Raw genomic sequence first — 15,079 nt, 5'->3', positions numbered from 1 at the left:
CCGGTTGGTTAGATAGAGGTCATCCAACCGAACGGTTAGTTAGGAACGGAACATGAGCAAGATCTGGCTGGTCACCGGCAGCTCGCGCGGCCTGGGTCGCGCGCTGACCGAGGCGGTGCTCGCAGCCGGCGACCGCGTCGTCGGCACCGCACGCAAACCCGAGCAACTCGACGACCTGGCCGCGAAGTACGGCGACCAGCTCCGGGCGGTCGCCCTGGACGTCACGGACGCCGGCGCCGCACGGGCCGCCGTCCGGACGGCGGTCGAGGAGTTCGGCGGGCTGGACGTGGTGGCGAACAACGCCGGCTACGCGAACAGCGCGTCGATCGAGGAGATGGCCGACGACGACTTCCGGGCGCAGGTCGAGACGAACCTGTTCGGCGTCGTGAACGTGACGAAGGCCGCGCTGCCGGTGTTCCGCGAGCAGCGCAGCGGGCACTTCCTGCAGTTCTCGTCGATCGGCGGCCGCGCCGGCGGGACACCGGGGATGGGCGCGTACCAGACCGCGAAGTTCGCCGTCGAAGGCTTCTCCGAGGTGCTGACCAACGAGGTGCGCCCGTTCGGCGTGAAGGTGACGATCGTCGAGCCGGGCGGCTTCCGGACCGACTGGGGCGGGTCGTCGATGGAGCTCGCCGACGTCCACCCCGACTACGAGACCACCGTCGGGGAGATGCACCGGCGCCGGATCGAGATGGACGGCAAGCAGCCTGGCGACCCCGCGAAGGCGGCCCAGGCGATCCTCCAGGTCGTCGCGCTCGACAACCCGCCGCTACGGCTCCTGCTCGGCACCGACGCCCTCACCCTTGCGGACAGCTCGTCGCGTTCCCGCGCCGACGAGGCCGCCACCTGGGCCCACCTCAGCACGTCGACCGACTTCAGCTGACGCATCTGCTGGGTGGGCGTCCGCGGGTCAGCCGCGGAGGTCGTGGAAGAAGGCCCGGACGTCCGCGACCAGCTCCTCCGGGACTTCGAGCGCCGCGAAGTGCCCGCCGTGGTCGAGGTCCGTCCAGCGGGTGACGTTGTTCGACGTCTCGCAGTACCGACGGATCGCGACGTCATGGGCGGTTGCCAGGACAGCGGTCGGGACGCCGGAGCTCGGGCGCGGTGCCCAGGAGCGCGGCTGGGCGTAGCCGATGTACGCCGCCGAGCCTCCGGTGCCGGTCAGCCAGTACATCATCACGTTGGTCAGCAGCCGATCCTTGCTGATGATCTTCTCCGGCAGGGTCTCGGCCGGATACGTCCAGGCCTTGAACTTGTCCATGATCCAGGCGAGCTGCGCCACCGGTGAGTCGACCAGCCCGTACGCCACTGTCTGCGGCCGGGTCGACTGGATGGAGATGTAGCCGAACTCGTCCTTCATGAACTGGCCGATCCGCGCCATCTTGTCCTGCTCCAGCGGAGTGAGCGTCTGCAGTTCCTCCTCGGACATCTGCAGCGGCGGCAGGTTCGTCCCGCCGTTGGTGTGGACGCCGACGACGTGCGACGGCGCCGCCCGCCCGACCTCCGGCGACACCGAGCCGCCCAGGTCGCCGCCCTGTACGCCGTACCGCTCGTAGCCGAGCTCCGCCATCAGCGCCGCCCAGACGCGCCCGATCCGCGGGAACGTCCAGTCGCCGTCCGCCGTCGGCCCGGAGAAGCCGAACCCGGGCAGCGACGGGATCACCACATGGAACGCGTCCGACGCCTGGCCGCCGAACGAGACCGGGTCCGTGAGCGGCCCGATCAGGTCGAGGAACTCGACGATCGACCCCGGCCAGCCGTGCGTGAGCACCAGCGGCAGCGCGTCGGGCTCCGCGGACCGGACGTGGATGAAGTGGATCCGCTGGCCTTCGATCTCGGCCGTGAACTGCGGATACGAGTTCAGCTCCTTCTCGGCGGCGCGCCAGTCGTACGACGTACGCCAGTAGTCGACCAGCGACGCGAGCCAGGAGACCGGGACGCCGGTGTCCCAGTCGTCGCCGGGCAACGGAGCGGGGAGGCGGACGCTCGCCAGCTTGGCGGCGAGGTCGTCGAGGGTGCTCTGCGGGATGTCGATGCTGAACGGCTTGATCATGTCTCCACCCTGACAGCCGATTAGGACAGCTTCAGTCCTAGCTGGCTGGCAGACTGACAACATGATCGAGACGTCCGCGCGACTGCTCAAACTGCTGAGCCTCCTGCAGCAACCCAAGGAGTGGAGCGGCGCCGCCCTGGCCGGCGAGCTCGGCGTCGGAGTCCGGACGGTACGGCGCGACGTCGACAAGCTGCGCAACCTGGGCTACCCGGTCGACGCCGTCCCCGGGGTGGCCGGCTACCGCCTCGGCGCGGGCGCTGCCCTCCCCCCGCTGCTGCTCGACGACGAGGAGGCCGTCGCGGTCGCGGTCGGACTGCGCGCGGCCGCCCAAGGAACCGTGGCCGGCACCGAAGAGGCATCGGTGCGCGCGCTGACGAAGCTGGAGCAGGTGCTGCCGTCGCGGCTGCGCTATCGCATCGAGCTGCTCCAGCAGATCACGGTCACACCCGCGAGCGGCCCGTCTGTACAACCCGACGTGCTGCTGGCCGTGGCCGCCGCCAGCCGCGACCATCAGCGGCTGCGGTTCGACTATTGCAACCACGACGGTACGGCGACCGCGCGGACGACGGAGCCGCACCGTCTCGTGCACACCGGGCGCCGGTGGTACCTCGTCGCGTGGGACGTCGACCGCGACGACTGGCGCACGTTCCGCGTCGACCGGATCGCGCCGCGGATCCCGACCGGCCCGCGCTTCACCCCGCGCGAGGTGCCGGAGCTGGCGACCACCAACCGAGGGGTCGCGTACGGCGGCTACCGCTACCGGGCGCGCGTCGTGGTGCACGCGCCCGCCGCGGAGGTGGCCGACCGCTACGGGCCGAACGTCGCGTCGGTGACGCCGATCGACGAGGCGACGACGCTGGTGGAGACCGGCGCGAACTCGCTCGACCAGGTCGCGCTGTACCTCGGCATCCTCGGCCTGCCCTTCGAGGTCCAGGACCCGCCGGAGCTGGTCCACGCGATCCGCGAACTCACGACGCGCCTGTCAGCATCGATCGCGGGGGCCTGACCGGTACCGTTCAGACATGCAGGATCGGTACGTCGAGACCGTGCTGGGCCGGATCCGGGTGCGCGTCGACGGGTCGGGGCCCGCGATGCTGTTCTGGCCGAGCCTGTTGATGGACGGCACCCTGTGGTCCGCGCAGGCCGCACATTTCGCGGACCGTTACCGGGTGATCCTGGTCGATCCGCCCGGGCACGGCGGCAGTGCGCCGCTCACCGGGCCGTTCACGTTCGAGCAGTGCGCCGACGTGATCCTGGCGATCGTCGACGACCTCGGCGTCGACCGGATCCACCTGATCGGCAACAGCTGGGGCGGGATGATCGGCGGCACCTTCGCGGCCCGGTATCCGGACCGGCTCGGGATCGCGGTCCTGATGAACGCCACCGCCTCCCCGGCCGGACGGCGGCAACGGTTCGAGTACGGCGTGCTGGTCGGCGCGGCGCGGCTGCTCGGCGGGATCCGCGGACCGCTCACCGGGCCGGTGCGCGACGCCTTCCTCGGCCCGACCGCGAAACGCGAGAAGCCCGAGGTCGTTGCCAGGGTCAACGAGCTGGCGCGCACGGTGGACATCACGTCCGGCCGGCACGCCGTCACCAGCGTGGTCCCGCACCGGCCCGATCAGCGCGCCCTGTTCGGCAGCATCCGGACGCCGGTGCTCGTGGTCGCGGGCGCCGAGGACCCCACCTTCGGGGTCGCGGAGACCGAGGAGATGGCCGACTCGATCCCGGGCGCGCGGTTCGTCGTCCTCGAGCAGTCCGCCCACCTCGCGGCGCTCGAGTCGCCGCAGGAGGTGAACGCCCTGATCGACGACTTCCTCGCCGATCAGGGCGATGCCGAGGATTAGCTGACGACGGCTCCGGTCTTCGGGTCCAGGATCAGCTTCGCGGTGTTCGGGTGCGCCCGCCAGCTGAACATGCTGTTCAGGCTGCCGGCACGCTCGTCGAACGAATGGTCGCCGATCCGGCCGGTCCGCCAGTTGTCCTCGATGAACTTCAGGATCGAGGTCTGGTCGGTCAGCGTGTGGTCGACGTGGTTGGTCTTCGCGTACGGCGAGACGACGAGCAGCGGCAGCCGCGGACCGTACCCGCAGCGGTCGGCGTACCCGCCGGACACCGGCTTCGTCCCGCACAGCGCACTCTGGTCGAGCGCGGCGTCCTTCGAGCCGTTCACGCTCGGCGGCGTGACGTGGTCGTACCAGCCGTCGGAGTCGTCGTACGCGATGACGACCGCGGTCGACGACCAGTCCTTCGACTTCTGCAGCGCGTTGAGCTCACGGACGACGAACGCCTGCTCGTCCAGCGGGTCGGAGTAGCCGGCGTGGCCGTCCTGGTACTCGCCGGCCTTCAGGAAGCTGACCGCCGGCAGGTTGTTCGCCGCCAGCGCGGCGTCGAAGTCCGACGTGTCGTACTGGTGGTTGGCCTGGTCGGTGTGCCCGATCGCGGCGACCGACGACGGCGGCAGGTGCTTCGGGTTCGCCGTGGACTTGTAGTACTCGAACGGCTGGTGGTGCGGGCTGTAGTCCGTCGACGCGTTGCCGCCGACGTTGGTGTGCTGCGCGCCGCAGACCGCCTTGCCGTTGGCGGATCCGGTCGGCTTGAAGCCGCCCTGGAACCAGCCCCACGTGACGTGCTTCTGGTTGAGCAGGTCGCCGATGTTCTGCCCGTGCATCACGGCCAGGTTGTTCGCCGACTTGCCGTTGTTGTTCGAGCAGTCGTCGTAGAACGGGTCGGGGTCGTTCGTGACGGTGCCGATCCCGTGCGCGTCCGGCGACTGGACGGCGTACGCGTCGGTCGTCGGCTGCTCCGTCTTCGGGTCGTACGCCTGCGCGCCGTGGGTCTGCCCGGAGATCAGGTTCAGCGCGCCCGGCGTGGACGGGCCGTACACGGTGCCGAACGAGTTGTCGCTCATCGAGAAGTGCTGCGCGTAGTTCCACAGCGCGGTGACGGTGTTGCCGTCGTAGTAGTCCATCACCAGACCCGGCTCGCCGAACAGGACGGGCTGGCCGGTGCACTTGTCGGTCTCGGTGTTCTCGACGAACTTGTCGTCCTTGCCGCCGTCGACGGCTTTCTGCTCCGGCCCGTAGCCGTGGTTCTGGTCGCAGGTCAGCGCCTGCGCCGGCGACAGCCGCTTCGGGTCGTACATGTTGGGGTTGCCGGTCAGCAACTTCCCGGACAGGCCGTTCACCTTCGGCGTGTGCCGGGCCGCCGTGAACGGCGTACCGTCGGTGTTGGCGGCCTTGGGGTAGGTGCCGAAGTAGTGGTCGAACGACACGTTCTCGCCGAAGATCACCACCAGATGCTGGATCGGGGTGGTGGGGCGGACCACCTGATGCCAGTCGGCGGGGTTCGCCACCGGGTACGTCGCAGCGGCGTTGGTCACCTGCTGGGCGGCGCCGGGGGCGCTACAGGCGGCCAGCAACAAGCCCGTCGCAGCTGCAACGGCTGTGGCGGCGACAGGGAGTCTTGCGCGCATGCCTTTCCTCCTGAAGTAACTCATCCGAGCAACGACCGCCCGAAGTGGTCGCTGCCGTCCCGAACACCGGGAAGCACAAAGAAGTAGCCGCCGCCGACCGGCCGGATGTAGTCGACGAGGGGCTCGTCGGCCAGCCTGGTCTGCACGGCCTCGAACTGCCGGGCGATGTCCTGCTGGTAGGCGCAGAACAGCAGCCCCATGTCCAGGTCACCGACCGCGTCGGCGCCCTTGTCGTAGTTGTAGCCGCGGCGCAGGAACTGGCTGGCCGCGGTCTCCACTGTCCGCGGGTTGGCCCTGCGGATGTGGCTGGTCAGCGGGATCGCCGTACCGGTCGGGTCGGCCGCATAGTCCGGGCGATCGGTCTCGCTGCTGCCGTCCAACGGCGCTCCGGAGTCGCGGCGGCGGCCGAACATGTTCTCCTGCTCGCCGACCGGCACCCGGTCCCAGAACTCGACCAGCATCCGGATCTGGCGCAGCACCTGGTAGCTGCCGCCCTCGGTCCACGCCGGCTCACCGTTCCCTGTGCCGACCCAGACGAGCTTGTCGTGGTCGGCCGGCGCCGGCTGGACGATGCCGTCCTTGAACCCCATCAAGTTGCGCGGCGTACCGGCCGGCCGCGGCAGGCTCCGGAAGCCGTCGACCCGCCAGCGCAGCTGCATCGCGCCGCGCGTGTGCCGCGCAACGTCCCGCAGCGCGTGCAGCACGGTGTCGGTCTCCGACGCGCACAACTGCAGGCTCAGGTCCCCGTGGCACAAGCTCTCGTCCAGGCTGTCGTTGGGGAACTCCTTCATCACCGTCAACCTCGCCGGCTTGCGATCCTCCAGGCCGTACCGCTCGTCGAACAGCGAGGCTCCGACGCCGACGGTGACGGTCAGGTCGTCGCCGGGCATGTCCGGACCGAGTACGCCGGAGTCGGCCGGCGGGGCGGTAATGCCGAGCGGCGCCGGTGCGCCGCCCGCCGTGAGCAGTCGCGCCCGGTCCGTCAGCGTCCTGAACAGGTCGGTCAGCTCATGCTTGCCGACAGCAATCACATCGAAGGACGCGAAGATCGCCTGCTTCTGCTGGGCGGTCGTGACACCGGCCTGGTGGACGCCATGGAACGGCACCGCGGTCGGTGTCGCCGAGTCGGCAGACGCCGGCAGCCCGGCGACCACCGCCGCACCGGTGCCGGCGAGCGCGCCACGGAGGAAGGACCGACGCCCGACGCCCGTCACGATGCCCTCCGGACTTCGCAGATGGTGGCGACCGGTGCCAGCTTTTCCAGCAGCTCGCCGACGGCGCCGTTGAGCTGTTCCCGAGTCGTCCGGTCCAGCCGTTCGACCGGGGTGCCCTGATGCGCCGTCAGCAGCGCGCGCACTCGGTCTTCCCACTTCTGCACCTCAGGCAGACCGGCATAGCGGGGTTTCAGCACCGGGTTGAGGACGGCCAGCACGTTCGCCGTGCCGTTCAGGTTGGCCAGCGCGGTGTTCAGCGACGTACCGCTGCCCTGGTCGTTCTCGCCGGTCAGCTCGAACTGGAGCGCATTCTCCATGATCTCGTGCGCACGCAGCCCGAGGTCGTTCGGATCCACCTGCTCGTCAGGTAGATCCTTCTGCAAACCGTGGACATCAGCCGCCAATTGATCCGCGACAGGCTTCAGCCCGGCGGCCGAAGCCTGGTGCCACAGGCCCTTCTCCAGCCGATGGAAGCCCGAGCCGGAGCCGTCGATCTTGTCCGCGAAATCTCCGAACGCATCGTAGGCCGCACCAAGGGAGTTGTACGCCAGATGCGCCGGCAGCCAGTCGGCGCGAGCAGCCGCCAGGTCACCGGCGTCCACATCAGTACGCAGCTTGTCCGTCTTCACGACCAGGTCTGCGACACCGCGAGAGACACCGGCCTGATACTTCTTCACCAGCGGCAGCAGGTCGTTCTTCGTGACAGGTACGACGGCCGGGCCGCCCGCCGCGTCGCCGGTCAGCGTGACGGTCGGGCCGGTGATCACATCGGTGTCCTCGATCAGGCAGCGGATCGCGTACCGTCCGGCGCCGAGCTGCACCTCCATCGAGGCGCTCGTGTTCGGGCCCAGCCCTTCCACCTCGCCGTACACCTTCGAGGTGTCGAGCTCGACCACATCCACCTCGGCAGCCGCGTCGCCGGTGTTGTGCACGACAAGCGTCTGCCGACCGGCCTTGGTACCGGTCCAGCCCTGTCCGCACTGACTGCGCGACACCGTGATCCCGGTCGAGGCAGCGCTCGCGTCGGCCGAGCTCTTCCACGGTCGCCACACCGTCACCGCGAGAAGGGTGCCCAGGACAACCACTGCGACAGCCGCCGGCACGGGACGTGGACTGCGCACGACGGAGGGCTCCTGGGGATCGGCGATTTATATTCGCCGGTAATGCTAATTCCGCGATCGCCGCCCGAAGGCCTTGTTTGCCCAGGCGTCACGCACTGTTCGTCAACGACGGGCCGGAACTGAGAGCCGGCTGAGATCGGAAGCCACTACGATCTCCCCCGCGAACTCGGCGGCGGCCTCCTCGTGGAAACGCTCGGGCTCCAGATACCGCTGGGAGAAGTGCGTCAGCACCAGCTTCCGGACACCGCACTCGGCCGCGACCCGGGCGGCCTGCCGGGCGGTGAGATGCCCGAAACGCCGCGCGAGCTCGGCTTCGGACGACAGGTACGTCGACTCGATCACGAGCAGATCTGCGCCGTCGGCCAGCCGCAGCACGTTCTCGCACAGCCGCGTATCCATGACGAACGCGAACCGTTGGCCGGGCCGCGGTTCGCTGACGTCCTCCACCCTGACAGTACGGCCGTTCACCTCCAACGACCCGGCCCGTTGCAGACGCCCGACGGCCGGTCCGGTGACGCCGTACGCCGCGAGCTTGTCCGGCAGCATCCGGCGGCCGTCCGGCTCGATCAACTGGTACCCGAAGGACTCGATCGGGTGCTCCAGCCGGCGCGCCCACAACTGCCCGAAGGAGCCGACGGACAACAACCCGTCCTCCTCGACCGGCTCCTCGAGCAGCTCGGCCCGCTCGTAGAACGACGCGGCGTACCGCAACCGCGTGAAGTACGTCTGCCCCGATGCGGGATAGTGCGCCCGCACCGGATGCGGTACGTCGTCCAGCGACAGCCGCTGCACCACGCCCGGCACCCCGAGGCAGTGATCGCCGTGGAAGTGCGTCACGCACAACCGGGTGATCGCACCGGCGGCGATCCCGGCGAAGATCATCTGCCGCTGCGTCCCCTCGCCGGGATCGAACAGGAACCCCTCGTCGTCCCAGCGCAGGAAGTACCCGTTCTGCGTCCGTTCGCGGGACGGCACCTGGCTGCCGGTCCCGAGCACGACGAACTCACGCAAGCGCGGCCACCGACGTCGGCGGCCGGCGCTCGGCCCGATCGGCAACCTCCGCGGGAGTCATCAGTCCGTGGGGTTCAGGCTGGTGCCCAGCGCCTGCCAGTCCAGCACCGGCGCCGCCAGCTTGCTGATGGTGGCCAGCAACCCCAGCCGGGCCGCCCGGAGCTCCGGGTCCTCGGCCATCACCAGGATCTCGTCGAAGAACGCGTTCACCGGCTCGACCAGCACCGTCGCGGACGCGACGAAGTCGGCCAGCGCGGTCGGCGCGACGCCGATCTTCTGGACCGCCTCGTGCAGCACGACCTCGGCGGGCTCGGTGAGCTTGCCGGCGTCGTACTCCGCCGCGGTGCCTTCCGGCACGATCCGGCGGACCCGCTGGAGCACCGCGACCAGATCGGCGAACTCGCTGTTGCCGACCAGGCCGTGCAGCGTCTCCAGGGTCTCGTCGGCGACCACCGGAGCAGTTGCCAACGGCAACACCGCGGCCACCTGCAGGTGGTCGTCGCCGCGGTCGAGCAGCTGCTGCTCGTACCGCCGGACGGTGAAGTCGGCGACCTCGTCGAGGGAGTCGGCCGGTACGTCGATGCCCTGCGCGCCGATCTCGTCCGCGGCCGCCTTCAGCCCGATCGGCAGCGTGATCGCCCGCAGCTCGGGGTGCTCGCGCAGGATCGCGACCACACCGGTCGCGGCGCGCCGGAGCGCGAACGGGTCGGAGCTTCCGGTCGGCTTCGCCCCGATCCCGAACAGGCCGGCCAGCAGGTCGAACCGGTCGGCGAGCGCGAGCAGCGCGCCCGGCGTCGTGGACGGCACCGGGTCGCCGGCCGACCGCGGCAGCTCCATGTCGAACAAGGCCTGCGCGACCGCCTCGGTCTCACCGGCGCGCCGGGCGTACTCGCGCGCCATCGTGCCGGCCAGGCTGGTCAGCTCGACCACCATCTGCGAGCCCAGGTCGAACTTCGCCAGCTCGGCCGCCCGCTGCAGCGTGGTCAGGTCGTCGCCGCCCAGCTCGACGACCTCGGCGAGCTTCGTGGCCACCCGGGCGATCCGGCCGGCGCGGTCGGCCATCGAGCCGAGCCGCTCCTCGAACGCGAGCTTGTCCAGCTCGGCCTTCATCGACTCGAGCGGGGTGTCGAGGTCGGCCCGCCAGAAGAACGCGGCGTCCTCGTAGCGCGCCCGCAGGACCGCCTCGTTGCCGGCCCGCACCACGTCCTCGTCCACCGAACCGTTGGCCACGGCAACGAAGTGCGGCAGCAGCTTGCCATCGGCGTCCCGGACCGGGAGGTAGCGCTGGTGCTTGCGCATCACGGTCGTGAGGATCTCGCCCGGCAGATCCAGGTAGTCGGCCGCGAAGCCGCCGAGGATCGGCGTCGGCTCCTCGATCAGGTTGACGATCTGGTCGACCAGCGCGGCCTCGCCTTCGACGTCGACGGTGCCGCCGACGGTCTTCGACAGCTCGGTCGCCGCGGCCACCACCGTCGAGCGGCGACGCGCCGGATCGGCCTCGATCCCGTGGATCCGGAGCAGGTCCAGGTACCCCTCGGCGGAGGCGATCTCGACCTTCGGCTGCGCGGCGGTCCGGTGCACCCGGGTCGTCCGGCCGGCCGCCAGGCTGGACACGGAGACCGGGACGATCTCGTCGCCGAGCAACGCGACCAGCCAGCGGATCGGCCGGGTGAACGACAGCTTGGCGTCGTTCCACCGCATGTTCTTGTCGGAGCGCAGCCCGGCGACGATCTCGCTCAGGACGCCGCTCAGCACCTCGGCCGCACCGCGGCCCGGGTCCGGCTTGGTGACCGCGACGTACTCGACGCCGTCGACGTCCAGGTCGTGCAGCTCGCTCTCGTCGACCTTCTGACCGCGGGCGAACCCGGCGGCGGCCTTCGTGATGTTGCCGTCGGCGTCGTACGCGGCCGACTTCCGCGGACCGCGCACCACCCGCTCGGCGTCCGGCTCACCGGCCTGCACCTCGGCGACGAACGCCACCACCCGGCGCGGCGTCGCGTACGTCGTGATCTTCCCGTGGCCGAGCCGCGTCGCGGCCAGCTTCTCCTCCAGCGCGGCCTGCACCGCCGCGGCGGTCTTCGTGACCTCGGACGGCGGCATCTCCTCGGTGCCGATCTCGAACGTCAGCTGCCGGGTCCCGCTGATCTTCGGGAACTCGGTCGGCTCCGGCGCGGCCGGCGGGAGCTCGGCGAGACCCAGCGGGTGCTTCAGCTCCTCGCGGCGCTCCGCCCACAGCCGCGACACCTCGCGGGCCAGCGTGCGCATCCGGCCGAACGCCTTCGCGCGCTCCGTCGTACTGACCGCGCCGCGGGCGTCGAGGACGTTGAACGTGTGCGAGCAGCGCAGCACCTGGATGTGCGCGGGCACCGGGAGCCGGTCGTCGATCATCCGGCGCGCCTCAGCTGCGTACTCCTCGAACAAACGCTTCTGTGACTCCACGTCCGCGTCGTCGAGGTAGTAGCGGCTCATCTCGTACTCCGCCTGGCCGAAGGCCTCGCCGTACGAGATGCCCGGCGCGTAGGCGATGTCCTTGAAGTGCGAGACGCCCTGCAGCGCCATCATGATCCGCTCGATGCCGTAGGTGATCTCCACCGACACCGGGTCCAGCGTCATCCCGCCGGCCTGCTGGAAGTACGTGAACTGGGTGATCTCCAGGCCGTCCAGCCAGACCTCCCAGCCGAGACCCCAGGAGCCGGTCGCCGGGTTCGCCCAGTTGTCCTCGACGAACCGGACGTCGTGCGCGTCGATGTCGATACCGAGCGCGGTCAGGCTGTCCAGGAACAGCTCCTGCGGGTTGCCCGGGTCCGGCTTGAGCACCACCTGGAACTGGGTGTGCGTCTGCAGCCGGTTCGGGTTCTCGCCGTACCGGCTGTCGTCCGGCCGGACACTCGGCTCGACGTACGCCACCCGCCACGGCTCGGGACCGAGCACCCGCAGGATCGTCGCCGGGTTCAGCGTCCCGGCACCGACCTCGGTGTTGAACGGCTGCACGACCATGCAGCCACGGTCGGTCCAGTACTTCGTCAGCGCGAGCAGCGCGTCCTGCATGGTGAGCACAGCAAACCTCGAGCCATCGTCGGGGGGATCTCGCAGCGAAGTCTATTAGGCGTGCGCGGGTGCCGGCTCCCGGATCTACTATCGGCGGGTGACGGTAACGGATGCGCAGGGGGCGGTCGACGCGGTCTGGCGGATCGAGTCGGCGCGGATCGTCGCGGGCGTCGCGCGGATCGTGCGGGACGTCGGGCTCGCGGAGGAGCTGGCGCAGGACGCTCTGGTGGCGGCGCTGGAGCAGTGGCCGGAGTCCGGCGTACCGAACAACCCCGGCGCCTGGCTGATGGCGATCGCCAAGCGGCGGGCGATCGACCTGATCCGGCGCAAGGAGACCTACCAGCGCAAGCTCGCCGAGATGGGCCACGAGCTGGAGATCGACGGCGACAGCGTCGAGGACGACGTGGAAGCGATCCTCGAGGACCACATCGAGGACGACCTGCTCCGGCTGGTGTTCACCGCCTGCCACCCGGTGCTCACCATGGACGCACGGGTGACCCTGACGCTCAAACTGCTCGGCGGCCTGAAGACCGACGAGATCGCCCGGGCGTTCCTCTCCCCGGAGGCGACGATCGCGCAGCGCATCGTCCGCGCCAAGCGCAACCTGGCCAAGGCCGAGGTCCAGTTCGAGGTGCCGTCCGGGCCGGACCTGCTGGAGCGGCTCCAGTCCGTGCTCGAGGTCGTCTACCTGATCTACAACGAGGGCTACTCGGCGACGGCCGGCGACGACTGGATGCGGCCGGCGTTGTGCAACGAGGCGATGCGGCTCGGCCGGCTGCTCGTCGAGCTGATGCCGACCGAGCCCGAGGTCCTCGGGCTGCTGGCGCTGATGGAACTGCAGTCGTCGCGGGCGAACGCGCGCGTCGGCGCCGACGGCGAGCCGGTGCTGCTGCTCGACCAGGACCGCCGCCGCTGGGACCGGCTGCTGATCCGCCGGGGCCTCGAAGGAATCGACCGTGCCTGGGCCCTGGAGAAGCCGCCCGGCCCGTACCTGCTGCAGGCCGCGATCGCCGCTTGCCACGCCCGCGCGGCCGACCCCGAGGACACCGACTGGGCCCGGATCGCCGGCCTGTACGCCGTCCTCGCGCAGGTCACCCCGTCACCGGTAGTGGAGCTGAACCAGGCGGTCGCGATCTCGATGGCGTTCGGCCCGGAACAAGGCCTGCGGGCGGTCGACCTGCTCGCGGACGACCCGTCGCTGAAGGACTATCACCTGCTGCCGAGCGTCCGCGGGGACCTGCTGTTCAAGCTCGGCCGGCTCGATGAGGCACGGGCAGAGTTCGAGAGGGCGGCGGCGCTCACCCGCAACGAGCGCGAGCGCAAGCTGCTCCTGGAGCGCGCCGCCGCCTGCTGACCCTCGACGTACAGATCTACGGTGCAGCGCTACTTGTGCCGGCGCGCCATCCAGGCCACCGCGCCCGCGCCGAGAACCACCGCGCCGCCGACGGCGGCCGTCACCTTCGGGTGGCTCTTGCTCTTCTGGGGCAGGCCCTTCATCGCGTCCGGTACCTGCTTCATCAGCTGACCGGTCTGCCCGGCCGCGTCCGAGACGCGATGCCCGGCGCTCGCCGCGGTCTCCTTCATCCGGTTCGGCACGTTCAGCCGCCGGCTGATTTCCTGGACCGTGTCGGCCAGGTGCTGCCTGGTGTGGTCGAGGTCCTCGCGGAGCGTCTGGCTCTCCGTCATCGGCTCCCGGTGTGCAGCGTTCTTCGTGGTGCTCATGGGGTGCTCTTCCCTTCTGGCTGGTGGCCCTTGAGCGCTTCCAGATCCTCGTGCACGCCGTCGACGGCACGTTTCGGGACGGGCGGGGCGGCACGACTGACGTGCCGCTTGCCGAGCAGTGCGGCCACAGCCGCGATCACGAACAGGACCGCTGCGACGATCAGCGCCGACAACCAGGCGGGCAGCGCGGTCGCGAGCCCGAGGATCGCCGCCGCGATCAGGACGCCGAGGCCGTACAGCGCGATCGCCCCGGCCCCACCGAACAACCCGGCGCCGACACCGGCCTCCTTACCCTTCTCCTTCAGCTCGACCTTGGCCAGTTGCACCTCGTCGCGCACCAGCTGGCTGAGGTCACTGGTCGCCTGGCTCACGAGCCAGCCGATGTTCGCTTCCCGGCCGTTCAGCTCCGTGAGTCCGGTCTCACGCCGGACCAGTTCCGGACGTGTGGTCATGGCCGCCTCCCGTACTCGATTGCCGCACCGGTACCCAGACGCACCGGTCGTCACGCAGCGGATCCGCTCGAAAGTGATCTGCGTCACACCCTGTCGAACGGCGGGTCCCGGTGCTCGACGCAGTGGTGAGATCGTCACCCACCGGGAGGAAACCATCATGAACACCGTGGTCTCGAAGGACGGCACCACCATCGCCTACGACCGGCGCGGCGACGGCCCGGCCCTGGTCCTCGTCGACGGCGCGCTCTGCTCCCGCGCGCAGGGTCCGATGCCCGAGCTCGCCGAGGCGCTGGCGGACCGGTTCACCGTCCACAACTACGACCGGCGCGGCCGCGGCGACTCCGGCGACGCGAACGAGTACTCGGTCGAGCGCGAGATCAAGGACCTGGCCGCCGTGATCGAGGCGGCCGGCGGGTCGGCGTACGTCTACGGCTCGTCGTCCGGTGCGGCACTGGCGTTGCGGGCGGCGGCGGCCGGGCTGCCGATCGAGAAGCTGGTCGCGTTCGAGCCGCCGTACGTCGTCGACGACAGCCGCAAGCAGATCCCGCGCAGCTGGGTGTCCGACCTCCAGGCCCTCGAGCCGAACGACGCGATCAAGTACTTCTTCACCAAGGGCATCGGGCTGCCCGGGGCCTTCGTCACGATGATGAAGCTGATGCCGGCCTGGAAGCCGATGAAGGCGATCGCACACACCTTGCCGTACGACGCCCAGGTGCTCGGCGGCAACTGCTTCGGCGACCCGATGGACGCCACCCAGTGGGCCGGGATCGAGCAGCCGGTGCTGGTCGTGAACGGCGGCAAGAGCCCGACCTGGATGAAGAACTCGACCCGGGCGCTCGCAGCGGCGGTACCGGGCGCCGCACACACCGAGGTGCCGGGTCAGAACCACGTCATCAAGGCGGCGGCGATCGCCCCGGTGATCGCCGGGTTCTGTGCCTGACACGCGAAGGGCGTCCGGCTGCACGCCGGACGCCCTTCGTCGTACT

General features: G+C 70.1%; 13 protein-coding genes. 5 read left to right on the top strand and 8 right to left on the bottom strand.

The genetic code is table 11. From position 1 onward, the window contains the following. Positions 1–52 precede the first annotated feature (52 nt). Positions 53–883: an oxidoreductase gene (locus AB0L64_RS38610; RefSeq protein WP_363717927.1), complete on the top strand. Its 831-nt coding sequence runs from the start codon at positions 53–55 to the stop codon at positions 881–883. Positions 884–910: 27 nt separating this feature from the next. On the opposite strand, the gene AB0L64_RS38605 is transcribed toward AB0L64_RS38610, so the two are convergent. Beyond that, on the bottom strand, positions 911–2,053 hold the full coding sequence (locus AB0L64_RS38605) for an epoxide hydrolase family protein (protein ID WP_363717926.1): 1,143 nt from the start codon (positions 2,051–2,053) through the stop codon (positions 911–913). A gap of 61 nt (positions 2,054–2,114) precedes the next feature. Between AB0L64_RS38605 and AB0L64_RS38600 the strand changes: the two genes are divergently transcribed. Next, the gene (locus AB0L64_RS38600) at positions 2,115–3,059 is read left to right on the top strand and encodes a YafY family protein (protein WP_363717925.1); all 945 of its coding nucleotides are present in this window, start codon (positions 2,115–2,117) and stop codon (positions 3,057–3,059) included. A 16-nt stretch (positions 3,060–3,075) separates the two neighbouring features. Further along, positions 3,076–3,897 (top strand): alpha/beta hydrolase, encoded by an 822-nt coding sequence (locus AB0L64_RS38595; RefSeq protein ID WP_363717924.1) that lies wholly within the window; start codon positions 3,076–3,078, stop codon positions 3,895–3,897. Here the strand turns inward: AB0L64_RS38595 and AB0L64_RS38590 are convergent. From AB0L64_RS38590 to AB0L64_RS38570, 5 genes are all read right to left on the bottom strand, one after another. Beyond that, a complete protein-coding gene (locus tag AB0L64_RS38590; RefSeq protein WP_363717923.1) occupies positions 3,894–5,525 on the bottom strand; it encodes an alkaline phosphatase family protein in 1,632 nt (543 codons plus the stop codon). The genes AB0L64_RS38595 and AB0L64_RS38590 overlap by 4 nt on opposite strands. Positions 5,526–5,545: 20 nt before the next feature. After that, positions 5,546–6,739 carry an iron uptake transporter deferrochelatase/peroxidase subunit gene (efeB, locus tag AB0L64_RS38585; RefSeq protein ID WP_363717922.1) on the bottom strand — a complete coding sequence of 398 codons (1,194 nt, stop codon included), beginning with the start codon at positions 6,737–6,739 and terminating at the stop codon, positions 5,546–5,548. Next, positions 6,736–7,797: a peptidase M75 family protein gene (locus tag AB0L64_RS38580; protein ID WP_363717921.1), complete on the bottom strand. Its 1,062-nt coding sequence runs from the start codon at positions 7,795–7,797 to the stop codon at positions 6,736–6,738. The genes efeB and AB0L64_RS38580 overlap by 4 nt, the downstream gene beginning before the upstream one ends. Before the next feature lie 165 nt (positions 7,798–7,962). Beyond that, positions 7,963–8,871 carry a ribonuclease Z gene (locus AB0L64_RS38575; protein WP_359927105.1) on the bottom strand — a complete coding sequence of 303 codons (909 nt, stop codon included), beginning with the start codon at positions 8,869–8,871 and terminating at the stop codon, positions 7,963–7,965. A 60-nt stretch (positions 8,872–8,931) separates the two neighbouring features. Beyond that, positions 8,932–11,919, bottom strand: a complete 2,988-nt coding sequence (locus AB0L64_RS38570) for a glycine--tRNA ligase (RefSeq protein WP_363717983.1) — start codon at positions 11,917–11,919, stop codon at positions 8,932–8,934. Between the two features lie 97 nt (positions 11,920–12,016). On the opposite strand from AB0L64_RS38570, the gene AB0L64_RS38565 reads away from it, so the two are divergent. Further along, entirely contained in the window at positions 12,017–13,273 is a 1,257-nt protein-coding gene (locus tag AB0L64_RS38565; protein WP_363717920.1) for an RNA polymerase sigma factor, read from the top strand. Positions 13,274–13,302: 29 nt separating this feature from the next. Here AB0L64_RS38565 and AB0L64_RS38560 read toward each other — a convergent pair whose 3' ends face one another. Continuing rightward, positions 13,303–13,641 (bottom strand): DUF3618 domain-containing protein, encoded by a 339-nt coding sequence (locus AB0L64_RS38560; protein ID WP_363717919.1) that lies wholly within the window; start codon positions 13,639–13,641, stop codon positions 13,303–13,305. Next, positions 13,638–14,093: a phage holin family protein gene (locus tag AB0L64_RS38555; RefSeq protein WP_363717918.1), complete on the bottom strand. Its 456-nt coding sequence runs from the start codon at positions 14,091–14,093 to the stop codon at positions 13,638–13,640. Before AB0L64_RS38555 ends, AB0L64_RS38560 begins: the two co-directional genes overlap by 4 nt. 157 nt (positions 14,094–14,250) lie before the next feature. On the opposite strand from AB0L64_RS38555, the gene AB0L64_RS38550 reads away from it, so the two are divergent. After that, complete coding sequence (locus tag AB0L64_RS38550) at positions 14,251–15,033, top strand: alpha/beta hydrolase (protein ID WP_363717917.1); 783 nt, start codon at positions 14,251–14,253, stop codon at positions 15,031–15,033. Positions 15,034–15,079: the final 46 nt, after the last annotated feature.

The organism is Kribbella sp. NPDC051936, from assembly GCF_040680955.1.
Classification (GTDB): domain Bacteria; phylum Actinomycetota; class Actinomycetes; order Propionibacteriales; family Kribbellaceae; genus Kribbella.
This window is presented reverse-complemented; position numbering and strand designations above follow the sequence as displayed.

What these genes read in the sequence shown, in the direction of transcription:
- AB0L64_RS38610 (WP_363717927.1), top strand. Translation starts at nt 53, where the DNA reads ATGAGCAAGATCTGGCTGGTCACCGGCAGCTCGCGCGGCCTGGGTCGC.
- AB0L64_RS38605 (WP_363717926.1), bottom strand. Translation starts at nt 2,053, where the DNA reads ATGATCAAGCCGTTCAGCATCGACATCCCGCAGAGCACCCTCGACGAC.
- AB0L64_RS38600 (WP_363717925.1), top strand. Translation starts at nt 2,115, where the DNA reads ATGATCGAGACGTCCGCGCGACTGCTCAAACTGCTGAGCCTCCTGCAG.
- AB0L64_RS38595 (WP_363717924.1), top strand. Translation starts at nt 3,076, where the DNA reads ATGCAGGATCGGTACGTCGAGACCGTGCTGGGCCGGATCCGGGTGCGC.
- AB0L64_RS38590 (WP_363717923.1), bottom strand. Translation starts at nt 5,525, where the DNA reads ATGCGCGCAAGACTCCCTGTCGCCGCCACAGCCGTTGCAGCTGCGACG.
- AB0L64_RS38570 (WP_363717983.1), bottom strand. Translation starts at nt 11,919, where the DNA reads ATGCAGGACGCGCTGCTCGCGCTGACGAAGTACTGGACCGACCGTGGC.
- AB0L64_RS38560 (WP_363717919.1), bottom strand. Translation starts at nt 13,641, where the DNA reads ATGAGCACCACGAAGAACGCTGCACACCGGGAGCCGATGACGGAGAGC.
- AB0L64_RS38555 (WP_363717918.1), bottom strand. Translation starts at nt 14,093, where the DNA reads ATGACCACACGTCCGGAACTGGTCCGGCGTGAGACCGGACTCACGGAG.
- AB0L64_RS38550 (WP_363717917.1), top strand. Translation starts at nt 14,251, where the DNA reads ATGAACACCGTGGTCTCGAAGGACGGCACCACCATCGCCTACGACCGG.